Annotated in this window: 12 protein-coding genes; 8 read left to right on the forward strand and 4 right to left on the reverse strand. The window is 71.3% G+C overall.

The genetic code is table 11. From position 1 onward, the window contains the following. The first annotated feature begins 131 nt into the window (after positions 1 to 131). Positions 132 to 2207: a type IIA DNA topoisomerase subunit B gene (locus QZL85_RS03935; protein WP_295573952.1), complete on the forward strand. Its 2076-nt coding sequence runs from the start codon at positions 132 to 134 to the stop codon at positions 2205 to 2207. 44 nt (positions 2208 to 2251) lie between these two features. Here the strand turns inward: QZL85_RS03935 and QZL85_RS03940 are convergent, their stop codons facing one another. Next, positions 2252 to 4708, reverse strand: coding sequence for a DNA topoisomerase (ATP-hydrolyzing) subunit A (locus QZL85_RS03940; RefSeq protein ID WP_295573821.1), 2457 nt, complete (start codon positions 4706 to 4708; stop codon positions 2252 to 2254). A 65-nt stretch (positions 4709 to 4773) separates the two neighbouring features. On the opposite strand from QZL85_RS03940, the gene QZL85_RS03945 reads away from it, so the two are divergent. Continuing rightward, the gene (locus tag QZL85_RS03945) at positions 4774 to 5907 is read left to right on the forward strand and encodes an alkaline phosphatase family protein (protein ID WP_295573824.1); all 1134 of its coding nucleotides are present in this window, start codon (positions 4774 to 4776) and stop codon (positions 5905 to 5907) included. 7 nt (positions 5908 to 5914) lie between these two features. Here the strand turns inward: QZL85_RS03945 and sepH are convergent, their stop codons facing one another. After that, positions 5915 to 6943: a septation protein SepH gene (gene sepH, locus QZL85_RS03950; protein WP_295573828.1), complete on the reverse strand. Its 1029-nt coding sequence runs from the start codon at positions 6941 to 6943 to the stop codon at positions 5915 to 5917. A 212-nt stretch (positions 6944 to 7155) separates the two neighbouring features. Between sepH and QZL85_RS03955 the strand changes: the two genes are divergently transcribed. After that, positions 7156 to 7449: a DUF4193 domain-containing protein gene (locus QZL85_RS03955; RefSeq protein ID WP_295573830.1), complete on the forward strand. Its 294-nt coding sequence runs from the start codon at positions 7156 to 7158 to the stop codon at positions 7447 to 7449. Between the two features lie 11 nt (positions 7450 to 7460). Here the strand turns inward: QZL85_RS03955 and QZL85_RS03960 are convergent, their stop codons facing one another. Then, on the reverse strand, positions 7461 to 7934 hold the full coding sequence (locus QZL85_RS03960; protein WP_366208639.1) for a DUF3093 family protein: 474 nt from the start codon (positions 7932 to 7934) through the stop codon (positions 7461 to 7463). 18 nt (positions 7935 to 7952) lie between these two features. Here QZL85_RS03960 and dut point away from each other — a divergent pair, with 18 nt between their 5' ends. The 5 genes from dut to dxs all read left to right on the forward strand — a co-directional run bounded on the left by dut (position 7953) and on the right by dxs (position 14779). Beyond that, the gene (gene dut / locus QZL85_RS03965) at positions 7953 to 8402 is read left to right on the forward strand and encodes a dUTP diphosphatase (protein WP_295573834.1); all 450 of its coding nucleotides are present in this window, start codon (positions 7953 to 7955) and stop codon (positions 8400 to 8402) included. Then, positions 8399 to 8983, forward strand: coding sequence for a DUF3710 domain-containing protein (locus QZL85_RS03970; RefSeq protein ID WP_295573836.1), 585 nt, complete (start codon positions 8399 to 8401; stop codon positions 8981 to 8983). Before dut ends, QZL85_RS03970 begins: the two co-directional genes overlap by 4 nt. After that, entirely contained in the window at positions 8980 to 9708 is a 729-nt protein-coding gene (locus QZL85_RS03975) for a DUF3159 domain-containing protein (protein ID WP_295573838.1), read from the forward strand. The genes QZL85_RS03970 and QZL85_RS03975 overlap by 4 nt, the downstream gene beginning before the upstream one ends. Positions 9709 to 9843: 135 nt before the next feature. Continuing rightward, positions 9844 to 12711, forward strand: coding sequence for an aconitate hydratase (locus tag QZL85_RS03980; RefSeq protein ID WP_295573840.1), 2868 nt, complete (start codon positions 9844 to 9846; stop codon positions 12709 to 12711). Positions 12712 to 12820: 109 nt separating this feature from the next. Further along, on the forward strand, positions 12821 to 14779 hold the full coding sequence (gene dxs, locus QZL85_RS03985) for a 1-deoxy-D-xylulose-5-phosphate synthase (RefSeq protein WP_295573842.1): 1959 nt from the start codon (positions 12821 to 12823) through the stop codon (positions 14777 to 14779). On the opposite strand, the gene QZL85_RS03990 is transcribed toward dxs, so the two are convergent. Further along, positions 14780 to 16810, reverse strand: coding sequence for an acyltransferase family protein (locus QZL85_RS03990; RefSeq protein ID WP_295573845.1), 2031 nt, complete (start codon positions 16808 to 16810; stop codon positions 14780 to 14782). It lies immediately after the preceding gene. Positions 16811 to 16884 lie beyond the last annotated feature (74 nt).

Genomic DNA, 16884 nt, shown 5'->3' on the forward strand with positions numbered 1-16884 from the left:
ATGTTTCGAGAATGCCGCGATCCGGTCACATTTCGCTGTGCGCGTACCGTGAGTCTCGCCGTGGGGCGTCTCCCGGCCCGATGGCGCGTGTGTCTGCGGCTCCGGGGGACCCGCCGCGGATACGCTAGAGGATTGTGACAGCCGAGTATTCCGCCCATCACCTCCAGGTGCTCGAGGGGCTCGAGGCCGTCCGCAAGCGTCCCGGCATGTACATCGGCTCGACCGACTCCCGCGGACTCATGCACTGCGTGTGGGAGATCATCGACAACTCGGTCGATGAGGCCCTCGGCGGCCACGGTGCGCGCATCGACATCCTGCTGCACGCCGACGGGAGCGTCGAGGTGCGCGACCGCGCCCGCGGCATCCCCGTCGACGTCGAACCCCGCACGGGACTCAGCGGCGTCGAGGTCGTCTTCACGAAGCTGCACGCCGGAGGCAAGTTCGGCGGCGGCTCGTACGGCTCCTCCGGCGGTCTGCACGGTGTCGGCGCCTCGGTCGTCAATGCCCTGTCCGAACGCCTCGACGTCGAGGTGGACCGCGGCGGCAAGACGTGGGCCATGTCGTTCCACCGCGGCGAGCCGGGCCTCTTCGCCGGCGACAAGCCGGACTCGCCGTTCACCCCGTTCGAGAAGTCGTCCGACCTGCGCGTCGTCGGCAAGGTCGCCAAGGGCGTCACGGGCACCCGCATCCGCTACTGGGCGGACCGGCAGATCTTCACGAAGGATGCCGCGTTCCACCTGGACGAACTGGTCCAGCGCGCGCGGCAGACGGCGTTCCTCGTCCCCGGCCTCGAGATCGTCATCGCCGACGAGCGCGGCCCGGAGCGCGTCGAGACGAGCTACCGCTTCGACGGCGGCATCTCGGAGTTCGCGGACTTCCTCGCCCCCGACTCCGGCCTCACCGACACGTGGCGCCTCACCGGCTCCGGCACGTTCACCGAGACGGTGCCCGTGCTGCAGCCGACCGGCGCCATGGTGCCGACGGACCTCGAGCGCGAGTGCCAGGTCGACATCGCGCTGCGCTGGGGCACCGGATACGAGACGACGAGCCGGTCGTTCGCCAACATCATCTCGACACCCAAGGGCGGCACCCACCAGCAGGGCTTCGAGCAGGGCCTCATGAAGGTCGTGCGCGGCCAGATCGATCAGAACGCGCGCAAGCTCAAGGTGGGCGCGAACGAGAAGATCGAGAAGGACGACATTCTCGCCGGGCTCACGTGCGTCCTGACGGTGCGCCTGCCCGAGCCGCAGTTCGAGGGGCAGACGAAGGAGATCCTCGGCACACCGGCGGTGCGCAACATCGTCGCGAACGTGGTCCAGCGCGAGCTGGCCGCGCGCTTCACGTCCTCCAAGCGCGACGACAAGGCGCAGACGGCTCTGCTGCTGGACAAGGTCGTCGCGGAGATGAAGGCGCGCATCTCGGCGCGCACGCACAAGGAGACCCAGCGCCGGAAGAACGCGCTGGAGTCGTCCTCGCTTCCCGCAAAACTCGCCGACTGCCGCACGAACGACGTCGCGCAGTCCGAGCTGTTCATCGTGGAGGGCGACTCGGCGCTCGGCACCGCGAAGCACGCACGCAACAGCGAGTACCAGGCCCTCCTGCCCATCCGCGGCAAGATCCTCAACGTCCAGAAGGCGTCGGTGAGCGACATGCTCTCCAACGCGGAGTGCGCGGCCATCATCCAGGTGATCGGGGCGGGTTCCGGCCGCTCGTTCGACCTGTCCGCGGCGCGCTACGGGAAGATCATCCTGATGAGCGACGCCGATGTCGACGGCGCCCACATCCGCACCCTCCTCCTCACCCTGTTCTTCCGGTACATGCGCCCCCTCATCGAGGAGGGGCACGTGTACGCGGCCGTCCCGCCGCTGCATCGGGTGATCGTCGTGAACCCCGGCTCGAAGCCGAACGAGACCGTCTACACCTACTCCGAGCAGGAGCTGCACAGCCTGCTCGCGAAGCTGCAGAAGTCCGGCAAGCGCTGGCAGGAGCCCGTCCAGCGCTACAAGGGCCTCGGCGAGATGGATGCCGATCAGCTGGCGACGACGACGATGGACCGCGCTGGGCGCACCCTCCGCCGCGTGCGCGTGCAGGATGCCGAGGCGGCGGCGCACGTGTTCGAGCTGCTCATGGGCAGCGACGTCGCCCCGCGCCGCGACTTCATCGTCTCCTCGAGCGACCGCCTCAACCGCGAGGCCATCGACGCCTGAGCGCCGGGGGATCTCCTCCGGGTCGCCGGCGCGACCTCGTCGGATCAGCCGACGGCGGTGCCGATCGCGCCGATGACGGCGTCCAGCGCCTGCCCGGAGGCATCGCGCTTCGCACCGGCCGCCGGCAGTGCGCGCACGGCGCCGTCGGTGCCCACGGCCCGCGGGTCGGTGCCCACCCACGCGAGGGTCAGCGTGTCCTCGCCCCTCAGGAAGCGCTGCGCGCGCACGCCGCCGGTCGCGCGGCCCTTGGCGGGGAACTCGCTCAGCGCCGTCACCTTGCCGCTGCCGGCGTCGGCGCCGACCAGCGCCTGGTGCGAGCCCGCGACCGTGACGACGACGGCGTCCTCGTCGTCGGGGGCGACGGTCCCGAAGAAGACGACGCTCTCGCCCGGCGCGAGGCGGATGCCGGCCATGCCGCCGGCCGAGCGCCCCTGGGGCCGCACCGCATCGGCCGCGAACCGCAGGAGCTGTGCATCGGACGTCGCGAAGACGAGCTCGACCCCGTCCGGCGCCGGGGCGGCGCCGACGACGCGGTCGCCGTCCTTCAGCGCGATGATCTCGACGTCGTGCTTCGTGCCGAGCTCCGTCGCGGCGACCCGCTTGACGACGCCCTGGGCGGTGCCGAGGGCGACCGTCGGCGACTCGACGAGCGGCACGACGGCGACGACGTGCTCGGCGCCGGAGAGCCCGAGGTACTGGTCGGCCTTCGTGCCGGCGGCCAGCTGCACAGAGTTGCCGGGCACCGAGGGCAGGTCGACGGGGGAGAAGCGGATGAGGCGGCCCGCGGAGGTGATCGCGCCGAGGTCTCCCCGGGTCGTGGCGTCGACCCCGGAGCGGACGGCGTCGTGCTTGGACCGCCGCGCCGGCGGCACGATGCCGCCGCCCAGCGTGTCGACGGCGAGCTCGGCGCGCACCATCCGGCCCGTGGCCGAGAGGAACACGCGGCACGGGGCATCGGCGATCTGGAGATCGGCGGGCGCCGCGGCGCGCGACCGCGGCGCGACGGGGCCGCCGTTGAGGAGCAGGGTGCGCCGCGGCGTGCCGTACGCCTCGGCGGCCGCATCCAGCTCCCGCGCGACCTGCGCGCGCAGCAGGGTGTCGCTCGCGAGGAGCTCTTCGAGGTGCGCGATCTCGGCCTTCAGCGCGTCGCGCTCGGTCTCCAACTCGACGCGGGAGAACTTCGTCAGGCGGCGCAGGCGCAGCTCGAGGATGTACTCCGCTTGCGGCTCGGACAGGTCGAACACGTCGCGGAGGCGCTGACGCGCCTGCTCGGAGTCGTCCGAGCCCCGGATGACCTGGATGACCTCGTCGATGTCCAGGATCGCGATGAGGAGGCCCTCGACGAGGTGCAGGCGCTCCTGCCGTCGGCCGAGACGGTGCCGGGAGCGCCGGGTGACGACCTGGACGCGGTGATCGAGGTAGACGCGGAGCAGCTCCTTGAGCCCGAGCGTCTGCGGCTGCCCGTCGACGAGGGCGACGTTGTTGATGCCGAAGGAATCCTCCAGCGGGGTCAGCCGGTACAGCTGCTCGAGGACCGCAGCCGGGTCGAAGCCCGTCTTGATGCCGATGACCAGGCGCAGGCCGTGGTTGCGGTCGGTGAGGTCGGTGACATCGGCGATGCCGGTGAGCTTCTTCGCCCCGACGGCGTCCTTGATCTTCTCGATGACGCGCTCGGGACCCACCATGTACGGCAGCTCGGTCACGACGATGCCCGTCCGGCGCGGTCCGACCGACTCGATCGACACCTTCGCGCGGGTGCGGAACGAGCCGCGGCCGCCCGCGTAGGCGTCCTTGACCCCGTCCAGGCCGACGATGACGCCGCCGCCGGGGAGGTCGGGACCGGGCACGAACTCCATGAGTTCTTCGAGCGTCGCCTCGGGGTGGTCGAGGAGGTGCACGGCGGCGGCGACGACCTCGATGAGGTTGTGCGGCGCCATGTTCGTCGCCATGCCGACCGCGATGCCGGTGGCGCCGTTGACGAGGAGGTTCGGGAAGGCGGCCGCGAGCACCGCGGGCTGCTGGAACTGGCCGTCGTAGTTCGGGATGAAGTCGACGACGTCCTCGTCGAGGTTCTCCGCGAGCGCGAGCGCCGCCGGAGCCAGCCGCGCCTCCGTGTAGCGGGCCGCCGCCGGGCCGTCGTCGAGGGAGCCGAAGTTGCCGTGGCCGTCGACGAGCGGGACCCGCAGGGCGAAGTCCTGCGCGAGCCGCACGAGCGCGTCGTAGATGGCGGAGTCGCCGTGCGGGTGGAGCTTGCCCATGACCTCGCCCACGACGCGGGCGCTCTTGACGTGCCCGCGGTCGGGGCGCAGGCCCATCTCGGCCATCTGGTACAGGATGCGGCGCTGCACGGGCTTGAGGCCGTCGCGCGCGTCGGGCAGCGCACGGGAGTAGATGACGGAGTACGCGTACTCGAGGAAGGACCCCTGCATCTCCGCGGAGACGTCGACGTCTTCGATGCGCCCGTCGTCGATGGGGGCGGAGTCGGTGCGCGAAGCTGCCATGGATCTGAGCGGTCCTCCGGTGACGGGAAAAGAGGCCCCGTCCGCCGTGTGCGAGACTGGCCCCGATGTCTCTCAGCCTACCCGCGGACCCGCCATCAGCCCGGAGCCTCACCGGTGTCGTGCCGCAGGTGCTGGCCTCGATGTCCGGCGGTGCGGACTGGTTCTCGCCGGCCCGGTCCGCCGTGGTCATGGTCGTCGACGGGCTCGGGCGCGGCAACCTGACCGCCCGCGCCGGACACGCGCGATTCCTCGCGCAGCGGATGGCGAAGCGGGACTCCGCACGGACGGTCTTCCCGTCGACGACCGCCGTCGCGCTCACGAGCCTCCTGACGGGGGTGGATGCCGGCGTGCACGGCATCGTCGGATACCGCGCCCGCGTGCCGGGAACCGACACCGCCCCGAACCAGCTGAAGGGCTGGGAGACCGACGGCCTCGACCCGCTCACCTGGCAGCGCGCGGAGCCCCTCCTCGCCCGCGAGTCCGCGGCGGGACGGCCCTGCTTCGTCGTCTCGCGTCCGCTGTACGCGGGCACCGGGTTCACGCGGGCCATCCAGCGCGGCGCGACCTTCGTCGGTGCGGGACATCTCGCCGAGCGCGTCGCGCGGGCGGCCGCGCTCGCGGCGGAGCACGACGGGGCCCTCGTCTACCTGTACGCGCCGGAGCTCGACACCATCGGCCATGCGCAGGGGTGGGAGAGCGGTGCGTGGACGGCGGGCCTCGAGTCCGTCGACGCGGCCGCGCGCCATCTCGAGGAGAGCCTTCCGCGCGACGTCGGCGCGATCGTGACCGCCGATCACGGGATGGTCGATGTGCCGCGGCACCGGCAGATCCTCCTGGGCGAGGACGACCCGCTTCTGGAGGGCGTGCGCATCGTCGCGGGGGAGCCGCGGATGCTGCACCTCTACGCCGAGGAGGGCGAGTCCGCCGCCGTCCTGGCCCGCTGGCGCGCGGCGGAGTCGCACCGCGCGTGGGTGTTCGGACGGGACGAGGCAGTGGCCGCGGGCCTCTTCGGGCCGCAGGTCGACCCGGCCGTCGCGCCGCGCATCGGGGACGTCCTGGTCGCGGCGCGGTCATCGGTCGTGTACTACGACGACCGCCTCGCGGACAAGAAGCCGCAGAACATGATCGGGCAGCACGGCTCGCTGACCGATCAGGAGCGCGTAGTCCCGCTCATCGGGCTCGGCGCCTTCGCCCGCTGACGCGGGTTCAGCCGTCTTCGGTGCGTGCGCCGAAGACGATCTCGTCCCAGGACGGCATCGAGGTGCGGCCCTTGCGCTTGCCGAGGTCCGCGGTCGTGGCCTCATCGGCGCGCGGCTGCTCGACGGACTCCGGCTCGGGGACGATGTCGTCGTACCCGGGCTCGAGCGCGTCGAAGAGGGCGACGGGCGTGTGCGAGCGGGCGTCCGCGTGCTCGTCGGAGGGCATCGGCTCGCGCTGACCGCGGCGGCGGCGCAGCGCCTCGAGGAGATCGGCGGTCTCCGCCGACGTGACGCCCTGGTCGGGCGCCCGCTTGATCGCGGCCTCCTGCACGGCCGCCGTGGCGGGCGTGCGCAGCTCGGGCTGGTCGTCCGCATCCGGCTCGGCGATCCGGCGGGGACCGAACGCGCCGCTGTCGAAGCGCGACGCGTCCTTCAGCGGTGAGGAGTCCAGGGCGCGCAGCCGCGGGATGAGACCCTCCGGCAGCGACCCCTGGCGGGAGAGCTGCACGGCGTCGGAGTTCTGCGGGGCGAGCGTGGAGCGACGCGGGTCGAACGACCACCGCGCATCGTGGTCGACCTCGTTCGCGATGAACTCGAGCTTGACGACCCAGCCGGTCTGCTCGCGCCAGCTCGACCAGCGTTCGCCCGAGGCGCCCGCCTCGGCGAGCTTCGCGCGGACGGCGGCGCCGAAGGTGGGCTGGGCATCCGGCTCGATGTCGCCGCCCATGAGGACGGGAACGGCGAGTGCCTGGCCGACGATGTGCTCCCGCTCAGCGAGGACGGGGCCCTCGAACCGGGCGACGTCCTCCAGGCGGATGCCGAGCAGCGCGGCGACCTCCTCGGCGGAGAGGCCGGAGCGGATGTGCGACTGGATCTCGCGCGGACTCGGGCGCGCGGCGCGCGGCTCCACATCCCGTGGCGTGCGGCGCAGCTGCGCGCGCAGCGTCTCGTCGACGGGCAGCGTGAAACGCTCCCCGGACTCCGTGGCGAGGACGAGGATGCCCTCTTCGGTCCCGATGACTTTGAGCTGCTCCATGCGAAACACCCCTCCCGATCCTGCGTGTGCGCCCATGCTGTCACAGCGCTCGCCCGTCCCCGGGAATATCGAGGGCGCGCCGTCAGTTTCACGGGACGCGGCGATCGACGCGCGCGCCACCCGACGCGCATTTGCGAAAAGCACCTCGGTCATGCAAACTATCGCCGCCCCATCGGGCCCACAGCACCTTCTGGAAGTAGAGACGTTCGAGCATGGCTACGGATTACGACGCCCCCCGCAAGACCGAAGACGACAGCGAGTCGATCGAGGCCCTGAAGGAGCGCGTCCCCGACAAGATGTCGGGCGCCGTCGACAACGAGGACGCCGACAACCCGTCCGGCTTCGAGCTGCCCGGTGCCGATCTCTCCGACCTCGAACTCGACGTCGTCGTGCTGCCGCCGCAGGAGGACGAGTTCACCTGCATCGAGTGCTTCCTCGTGAAGCACCGCACCCAGATCGACCACGAGACCGGCACCGGCGCCATCTGCGTGGAGTGCGCGGCCTGATCTCCCGCGCGTCAGCGCGCTGACTGCGCGCGACGGATCGCGGCGACGACCCGGTCCGGCGTGCGCGAGGAGAAGACCCACTCGGTGACGGGATCGTCCGCATCCTGCACGGGCACCCGCACCACCCCGTCGACGCCGCCGCGCAGCAGGTGCCAGGCGCCGCGGCCCAGGCCGGGACCCCGCGCCTGGCGGGCGTCCTCTCCGGCGAGTGCGACGGGCACGCCGAGTTCCGCGACATCGATGTGCGCGCGTCCGACGTGCAGTTCGCCGCCCGCGACGGCGACGACCGGCGCCGTCGCGATCAGGGCGGCCACGATCGCGATCCCCGCGACCGCGCCGATCACGAGCGCGAGCGTCGGGTCGATCGGCGCGAAGACGAGCGCGACCATGGGGCCGCCGACCGCGGCGCTCACGAGCGCCCACAGCGAGGGGCTCAATCGCTCCCGGTATCCGGCGGCTGCAGGCCGCGTGCCGGCTGCGGTCATGTGCATTAGCCTCGTCTGGTGATCGAATCCGTGGACGTTCCCATTATCGCGCCGCAGGTTCCCGTCTACGCACACCCGGGCGACGCCGGTGCCGACCTGGTCTCGGCCGAGGCGATCCGCCTCGAGCCCGGTCGGCGCGCGCTCGTGGGCACAGGCGTGCGCATCGCGCTCCCGGAGGGGTACGTCGCCTTCGTCGTGCCGCGGAGCGGCCTGGCGGCCAAGCACGGCATCACGATCGTCAACTCCCCGGGCACGGTGGATGCCGGCTACCGCGGCGAGATCAAGGTGTCGCTGCTGAACACCGACCTCGACAACGCGTTCGACATCGCCTCCGGCGACCGCATCGCCCAGCTCATCGTGATGCCGGTCCCGCGCGCCACCTTCATCCCGGTCACGACCCTCCCCGGCAGCGCCCGCGGCGACGGCGGATTCGGGTCCACCGGCATCACGACAGGAGCCGCCTCATGAGCGAAGACACCGCCGACGGCACGATCGCCGACCGCGCGAGCACCGGACCCTTCGACGAGTCCGAGGCCAACCCCGTCCGCCCCTACATCGACCTCGGCGGCATCAAGATCCTGCCGCGCGAGGGACTGAACCTCCGCCTCGAGGTCGAGGAGCAGACCAAGCGCATCGTCGCCGTCGGGCTCGACTACGCCGGATCGACCCTGCAGGTGCAGCCTTTCGCCGCGCCCCGCTCGACGGGACTGTGGGACGAGACCCGCGACCAGATCCGCCAGCAGATCCGGCAGCAGGGCGGGCGCGTCGAAGAGCGCGAGGGCCCCCTCGGCCACGAGCTGCTCGCCGAGGTCCCGGTCGTCGCCGGACCGGACGGCACCGCGGGCAAGCGCCTCGCGCGCTTCGTCGGCGTGGATGGTCCGCGCTGGTTCCTGCGCGGCGTGATCGGGGGAGCTGCCACGAGCGACGTCGACGCGGCGGCGCAGGTCGAGGACCTCTTCCGCTCCATCGTCGTCGTGCGCGGCGGCACGCCGATGCCCCCGCGCGACCTCATCCCGCTCAAGATGCCGGCCTCCCCGGGCACGGCATGAGCCAGGGCGAGGGCCCCGAGCCGCAGCCCACGGCCGCGGAGCTGTTCGGGCAGGCGCTGGGCGGCGCCGCCCGCAAGGCCGGCCTCGACCCGGCCGCCGAGGCCAGCGCGGGACATGTCGTGTGGTCGGCCATGGGCGGCTGGCGCGGCGTGGCGGAGTCGGTCATCCCCGGCCTCGTCTTCATCGTGATCTACACCCTCACGATCGACCCCGCCACGGGCGACGGCGACCTGTGGCTCTCGCTCGGCCTGTCGGTCGGCATCGCCGCTGTCTTCACGATCGCTCGGCTGCTCGCCCGCCAGCCGGTCGGCGCGGCCGTCGGAGGGCTCCTCGCCGCGGCCGTCGCGGCCGCCTTCGCCGTCTTCACCGGCGACGCGGCCAACAACTTCATCCCCGGGTTCATCACGAATGCGGCCTACGGCACAGCGCTCCTCATCTCCGCCGTCATCGGCTGGTCGCTCATCGGCCTGGCGGCCGGCTTCCTCATGGGGGAGGGAACGGCCTGGCGCGCGGACAAACGCAAGCGACGGGTGTTCTTCTGGCTCGCGATCGCCTGGTCCGCCCTGTTCTTCCTGCGGCTCGGCGTGCAGCTGCCCTTCTACCTCGCGGGCGACGTCACGACGCTCGGCACCCTCAAGCTGGTCATGGGCCTGCCTCTGTTCGCGCCCCTCGTCGCCGTCACCTGGCTGACCGTCCGGGCTCTCTACGGACGCCGGGACGCATGATAGATTTATCTTGATATCAAGATAAATCTTCCCGGTCCGACGGTTAGGCCGTCCTCACTGGCACGGGGCGCCGAGGGCGGGGAAGATGAAGGGCGGGGCCCGAGTCCCGCGAATCGCCGACGAAGGAGACCAGACGTGTCGACAGTTGACAGCTTCGGAGCCAAGAGCACCCTGACAGTCGGCGACACCGACTACGAGATCTTCCGCATCGACACGGTCGCGGGCTACGAGAAGCTCCCGTTCAGCCTCAAGGTGCTGCTGGAGAACCTCCTGCGCACCGAGGACGGCGCGAACGTGACCAAGGAGCAGATCCAGGCCCTCGGGTCGTGGGATGCGGCCGCCGAGCCGAACACGGAGATCCAGTTCACGCCCGCCCGCGTCGTCATGCAGGACTTCACGGGCGTCCCCTGCATCGTCGACCTCGCCACGATGCGCGAAGCCGTGACGGCGCTCGGTGGCGACCCGAAGAAGATCAACCCCCTCTCGCCCGCCGAGATGGTCATCGACCATTCGGTCATCGCGGACCTCTTCGGCACCGAGAACGCCCTCGAGCGCAACGTCGAGATCGAGTACGAGCGCAACGGCGAGCGGTACCAGTTCCTCCGCTGGGGCCAGACGGCCTTCGACGACTTCAAGGTCGTCCCGCCGGGGACCGGCATCGTGCACCAGGTCAACATCGAGCACCTCGCGAAGGTCATCTACGACCGCGAGGTGGGCGGCGTCCTGCGCGCCTACCCCGACACGTGCGTCGGCACCGACTCGCACACCACGATGGTCAACGGCCTGGGCGTGCTCGGCTGGGGCGTCGGCGGCATCGAGGCCGAGGCCGCGATGCTCGGGCAGCCCGTGTCGATGCTCATCCCGCGGGTCGTCGGCTTCAAGCTGAGCGGCGAGATCCCGGCCGGCGTGACCGCGACCGACGTGGTCCTCACGATCACCGACATGCTGCGCAAGCACGGCGTCGTCGGCAAGTTCGTCGAGTTCTACGGCGCGGGCGTCGCCTCCGTGCCGCTGGCCAACCGCGCCACGATCGGCAACATGAGCCCCGAGTTCGGCTCCACCGCCGCGATCTTCCCGATCGACGACGTGACCCTGGAGTACCTGCGTCTCACCGGTCGTGACGAGCAGTCGGTCGCGCTCGTCGAGGCGTACGCGAAGGAGCAGGCGCTCTGGCACGACGCCGACATCGAGCCCGCGTTCAGCGAGTACATGGAACTCGACCTCTCCACCGTCGTCCCCTCGATCGCCGGCCCGAAGCGCCCGCAGGACCGCATCCTGCTGTCCGAGGCGAAGTCGCAGTTCCAGAAGGACATCCTCAACTACGCCGACGCCGCCGACGAGGACTCCGTCGAGCTGGAGGGCACCTTCCCGGCATCCGATCCCGGCAACGCCCCCGGCGTCGAGCACGAGACGGTGTCGGCGAACGGCGTCTCGCACCAGCACGAGGACGAGCACGCCGAGTCCATGCTGCTCTTCAGCGGCTCGAGCCACCCGGCGTCCAACCCCGTCAAGGTGACGCCCCCGGAGGGCTCGCCGTACCTGCTCGACAACGGCGCGGTGACCCTTGCCGCCATCACGTCCTGCACGAACACGTCGAACCCGTCGGTCATGATCGCGGCGGGCCTGCTGGCCCGCAAGGCGCGCGAGAAGGGCCTGAAGCAGAAGCCGTGGGTGAAGACCACGCTCGGCCCCGGCTCGAAGGTCGTCACGGATTACTACGAGAAGTCCGGTCTGGACAAGGACCTCGAGGGCCTCGGCTTCTACACCGTCGGCTACGGCTGCACGATCTGCATCGGCAACTCCGGCCCGCTGATCGACGAGGTGTCCCAGGCGGTCAACGACAACGACCTCGCTGTGACCGCGGTGCTCTCCGGCAACCGGAACTTCGAGGGTCGCATCAGCCCCGACGTGAAGATGAACTACCTCGCGTCGCCGCCGCTCGTCGTCGCCTACGCGCTGGCCGGATCGATGAACTTCGACTTCGAGACCGACGCCCTGGGCAAGGACACCGACGGCAACGACGTCTTCCTCAAGGACATCTGGCCCGACACCGAAGAGGTCCAGGAGATCATCGACTCCTCGATCTCGCGTGAGCAGTTCATCAAGCAGTACGCGACCGTGTTCGACGGCGACGAGCGCTGGCAGACCCTGCCGACGCCCACCGGCCCGATCTTCGAGTGGGACCAGGACTCCACGTACGTCCGCAAGGCGCCGTACTTCGACGGCATGTCGATGGACCTGACGCCCGTCGCCGACATCACCGGCGCGCGCGTGATGGCCGCGCTCGGCGACTCGGTCACGACCGACCACATCAGCCCGGCCGGCAACATCAAGGCCGGCACGCCGGCCGCGCAGTACCTCTCGGAGCACGGCGTCGCGCAGAAGGACTTCAACTCCTACGGCTCGCGCCGGGGCAACCACGAGGTCATGATCCGCGGCACGTTCGCGAACATCCGCCTGAAGAACGAGCTGGTGGCCGCGGTCAACGACGGCCAGATCGTGGAGGGCGGCTACACCCGCGACTTCACGCAGCCCGGCGGCCCGCAGTCGTTCATCTACGACGCCAGCCAGAACTACCAGGCGCAGGAGACGCCGCTCGTCGTCTTCGGCGGCAAGGAGTACGGCTCCGGCTCGTCCCGCGACTGGGCGGCGAAGGGCACGAGCCTCCTCGGCGTCAAGGCGGTCATCACGGAGAGCTTCGAGCGGATCCACCGCTCGAACCTCATCGGCATGGGCGTCGTCCCGCTGCAGTTCCCGGCCGGCGAGACCTGGAAGTCGCTGGGCCTGGACGGCACCGAGATCGTCTCGATCACGGGCCTCGAGCAGCTCAACGAGGGCGTCACGCCCAAGACGGTCCGCGTCGTCGCCGAGCCGAGCGAGTTCTCGCCCGCAGGCAAGGAGACGATCGAGTTCGACGCGGTCGTGCGCATCGACACGCCCGGCGAAGCGGACTACTACCGCAACGGCGGCATCCTGCAGTACGTGCTGCGCAGCCTCGTCTGACACGCACCGGAAGCGGGCGTCCGGCACTGCGCCGGGCGCCCGCTTCGGTCTTGCCCCGCATCCCCGCGAGTAGACTCGACGGACGCTGCCGTCACCTGGAGGGACACGCATGCCACTGCTCTCAACGATCTCGGGACCGCGCGACCTCGACCGGCTGAGCCTCTCCGAACTGGACACGCTCGCCGCGGAGATCCGCGCCTTCCTCGTCGAGAACGTCGCGCGCAGCGGCGGGCACCTCGGCCCCAATCTGGGCGTCGTCGAGCTCACGATCGCGATCCACCGGGTCTTCCGCTCGCCCGAGGACCCGATCATCTTCGACACGGGCCACCAGTCGTACGTGCACAAGCTGCTCACCGGCCGACAGGACTTCTCGCAGCTGCGCTCCCGCGGTGGGCTGGCCGGCTACCCGCAGCGCTCGGAGAGCCCGCACGACGTCGTGGAGTCCTCGCACGCCTCGAGCTCGCTCAGCTGGGCAGACGGCGTCTCCCGCGCGCTGACGCGGACCGGGCACACCGATCGCCACGTCGTCGCGGTCGTCGGCGACGGCGCGCTCACCGGCGGGATGACGTGGGAGGCGCTCAACAACATCTCCGACGACAACGACCGCAACCTCGTCATCGTCGTCAACGACAACGGCCGCTCGTACGCCCCGACCATCGGCGGCATGGCCCGCTATCTCAACCGCGTGCGCACGGGGGAGACCTATCTCTCGCTGCACCGCGGGTCTGACTCACTGTTCCGGCGCCTCGGCCCGGCGGCGCGCGCCGTCTACCGCGGTGTCCGCGGCGGCACGCACGGGTTCCTCTCGCGGTTCGTGAACAACGCGGCGCTGTACTCGAACCTCGACATCAAGTACCTCGGGCCGGTCGACGGCCACGACCTCGAGTCGATGATCGAGACGCTCGAGCTCGCGAAGTCGTACGGCGCGCCGGTCATCGTGCACGCCATCACGGAGAAGGGACGCGGCTACCCCCCGGCGCTCAGCGACGAGGCGGACCAGTTCCACGCCGTCGGGAAGATCGACCCGGTCACCGGTGCCGCTCTCGGCGGGTCGGGACAGGTTGCCTGGACCGACGTGTTCTCCGAGGAGCTCGTGACCGCGGGGGAGGAGCGCGAGGATGTCATCGCGATGACGGCCGCCATGCTCCGCCCCACCGGGCTCCTGCCGTTCGCACAGCGCTTCCCCGACCGCGTCTACGACGTCGGGATCGCCGAGCAGCACGCCGTCGCGTCCGCCGCGGGTCTCGCGTACGGCGGGCTGCACCCCGTCGTGGCCATCTACGCCACATTCATGAACCGCGCCTTCGATCAGGTCGTGATGGATGTCGCGCTGCACCGCGCCGGCGTCACCTTCGTGCTCGATCGCGCCGGCGTGACCGGCCCGGACGGGCCCAGCCACCACGGCGTCTGGGACCTGGCGATGCTGCAGCTCGTCCCGAACATCCGCATCGCGGCGCCGCGCGACGCCGCGCGACTGCGCGAGGAGTTCCACGAGGCTCTCGCGGTCGGCGACGCCCCGACCGTCGTGCGCTTCCCCAAAGGCACCGTGAGCGAGGACCTGCCGGCGATCGAGCGGCTCGCCGACGGTGTCGACGTCCTCGCCCGCAGCGATGCCGAGGACGTGCTGCTCGTCGGCATCGGTCCGATGGCGCACCTCGCGGTCGATGTCGCCGGACGCCTGCGCGCGCAGGGGATCGGAGCGACCGTGGTCGACCCGCGCTGGGTCGTCCCCGTCCAGCCGTCCCTCGTCGACCTCGCCGCCCGGCACCGCCTCGTGATCACCATCGAAGACGGCATCCGCGTCGGGGGTGTGGGCACCCGCATCCGTCAGGTGCTCCGCGAAGCCGGCGTCGACACCGCCGTGGACGAGCTGGGCCTGCCGGACGAGTTCATCGACCACGCGAGCCGCGAGCAGATCCTCGCCGATGCGGGCCTCACCCCCGCGAAGATCGCGCAGGACGTGGTCGCGCAGGTGCTGGGCACGCGCATTCCGGTCGCGCGTCCCTCGGCGGAGACCGGCGCGATCTGGGCTCCGCAGCCGGGCGCGCAGGCCGACTCGACGCGCTGATCACCGCCCCGCGGTCGGCGGGATGGCGGCACTCACGTACGGGATGAGCGTGCGCGCATAGGTGTCCGTCAGGTGATTGACGTCGCGGTAGACGAGCACGTTCCCGATGACGGCCGGGCAGAAGTCGACTTCGCAGAAGTGGTCGGTGAGGTCCACCACGTGCACGCCCGGCACGAGGGCCGCGGCCTTGTCGACGACGCCGCGATCGAAGAGCGCCTCGTCCCGGCTGACGCCGCAGGAGCGCGGACGCTCGTAGGATGCCGCGACGCAGTCGACCGCGGTGGGGTCGCGTCGGGGCCGCGGGACGTCCACGAACGCGTAGACCTCGCTCCCCGCATCGACCAGCCGGCCCCACACGTCGGCGTATCCGGCGACACCCGGCGCGTGACCCGTGTCCGCCTCGACGAAGTCGCCGGAGGCCCAGTTCGACACGAACACGATGTCGGGCGGGTCGGCGAGCAGGGCGGCGAGCGTCTCGGCGTTCGGGGCGGCGCAGACCGACCCGCCACGCGCCTCCAGCGCCCGGGTCTCCGTCGTGAACGGGCAGCTGGCGTGGAGGTACGTCGTCATATCCCAGCTGCGCTCCCCGGCCAGCGCGAAGAGCACGGTGGAGAGCTGGTGGGCGTGCGAGTCGCCGACGAGCGCGACCGAGATCTCGCCCTCGGGATCCCCGGCCGTGCAGACCGGCGTGCGCGCGTCCTTCGGCTCGGCCATGCACGCGCGGGGCGACGCCGGCATGTCCTCCTCCGCCTCGGTCGGCGCGGGTGTGATCTCCATGACGCCGTCCACGAAGGCCTCGGAGCGACCGTCGACGAGCGCCGCCGCGCCGAGCGGACCGGTCGCCTCGATCTGCTGAGCGGCGTCGAGCCACGACGCCTCGGCGGACTGCTGCGACACCGGCAGCGACAGCGCCACGAGGCATCCTACCGTCGTCGCGGCGACGCCGAACATGAGCCCTCGGTGCGACCGCGCCCGGAGCCAGGCATTGGAGCGCGCGGGCTGCTCGATGAACCGGTGGCTGAGCGCCGCCGCCAGGAGGGCGCACGCGGCGAGGGCGAGGGAGGCGAACGGCCCCGGCGCGCGGCCCACCACCGCTGCGAAGAGGACGATCGGCGGGAAGTGCCAGAGGTAGAGGGAGTAGGAGATGTCACCGATCCACTGCACCGGTCGGAGAGCGAACACCGGCGCGGGAGCGAACCGGCCCGTCGTCGGACCCGCGGCGATGACCGCCACGGTGCCGAGCACCGGCACGAGCGCGAGCAGGCCGGGGAACGGATCACCGCGATCGATGACGAACGCACCCGCCAGCACGACGGCGATCCCGCCCAGCGAGAGCGCGGTCCGCCCCGCTGCGGGCAGGCGGAGCTTCGGCGCGACGATCGCCAGCAACCCGCCCGCACCCAGCTCCCAGACGCGGGCGAGGGTCGAGAAGTACGCTGCCGCGTCACCGGCGGAGACGCTCCACACGCTGTACGCGAAGCTCGCGGCGACGGCGGTCGCGAACAGCACCGCGAGAACCCGTCGCGGCGCACGGCCCGGACGTCGCGCCGCGATGAACCAGGCCAACACGACGAGGAGCGGCCACGCGAGATAGAACTGCTCCTCGACGCCGAGGGACCAGAAGTGCTGGAAGGGACTCATGTCCGTGCCCGCGAAGTAGTCCACGGCCTCCGCCCCGAGGACCCAGTTCAGCACCGAGAGCGCCGCAGCCAGGGCATGGACGCCGACCTCGCCCCACCGCGTGATCGGGAGCAGCGCGGCGCAGAGCGCGACCGTCACGACGAGGCACGTGATGGCGGCGGGGAGGATCCGGCGGGCGCGCGCGGCCCAGAAGTCGCGCAGGCGGACCGTCCCCGTCCGCTCCTGCTCGCGCAGGAGGTGACCCGTGATGAGGTAGCCGGAGATGACGAAGAAGACGTCGACGCCGATGAAGCCGCCCCGGAGCAGGGCCGGTTGCAGATGGAACACCACGACCAGCCCGACGGCGAGTGCGCGCAGCGCCTGCACCTCGGGGAAGAACGCTCGCGTCACGGCGTGAGGGTAGGTCGCCCAGGTGACCGGTGGATGGACCGGCGGTGACGCGCCGGTGCGGACGGGCGGCGTGA

The sequence above is a fragment of the uncultured Microbacterium sp. genome (assembly GCF_900078385.1).
Taxonomy (GTDB): domain Bacteria; phylum Actinomycetota; class Actinomycetes; order Actinomycetales; family Microbacteriaceae; genus Microbacterium.

What these genes read in the sequence shown, in the direction of transcription:
- QZL85_RS03955 (WP_295573830.1), top strand. Translation starts at nt 7,156, where the DNA reads ATGGCTACGGATTACGACGCCCCCCGCAAGACCGAAGACGACAGCGAG.
- QZL85_RS03940 (WP_295573821.1), bottom strand. Translation starts at nt 4,708, where the DNA reads ATGGCAGCTTCGCGCACCGACTCCGCCCCCATCGACGACGGGCGCATC.
- QZL85_RS03960 (WP_366208639.1), bottom strand. Translation starts at nt 7,934, where the DNA reads ATGACCGCAGCCGGCACGCGGCCTGCAGCCGCCGGATACCGGGAGCGA.
- sepH (WP_295573828.1), bottom strand. Translation starts at nt 6,943, where the DNA reads ATGGAGCAGCTCAAAGTCATCGGGACCGAAGAGGGCATCCTCGTCCTC.
- QZL85_RS03970 (WP_295573836.1), top strand. Translation starts at nt 8,399, where the DNA reads ATGAGCGAAGACACCGCCGACGGCACGATCGCCGACCGCGCGAGCACC.
- QZL85_RS03945 (WP_295573824.1), top strand. Translation starts at nt 4,774, where the DNA reads ATGTCTCTCAGCCTACCCGCGGACCCGCCATCAGCCCGGAGCCTCACC.
- dxs (WP_295573842.1), top strand. Translation starts at nt 12,821, where the DNA reads ATGCCACTGCTCTCAACGATCTCGGGACCGCGCGACCTCGACCGGCTG.
- QZL85_RS03975 (WP_295573838.1), top strand. Translation starts at nt 8,980, where the DNA reads ATGAGCCAGGGCGAGGGCCCCGAGCCGCAGCCCACGGCCGCGGAGCTG.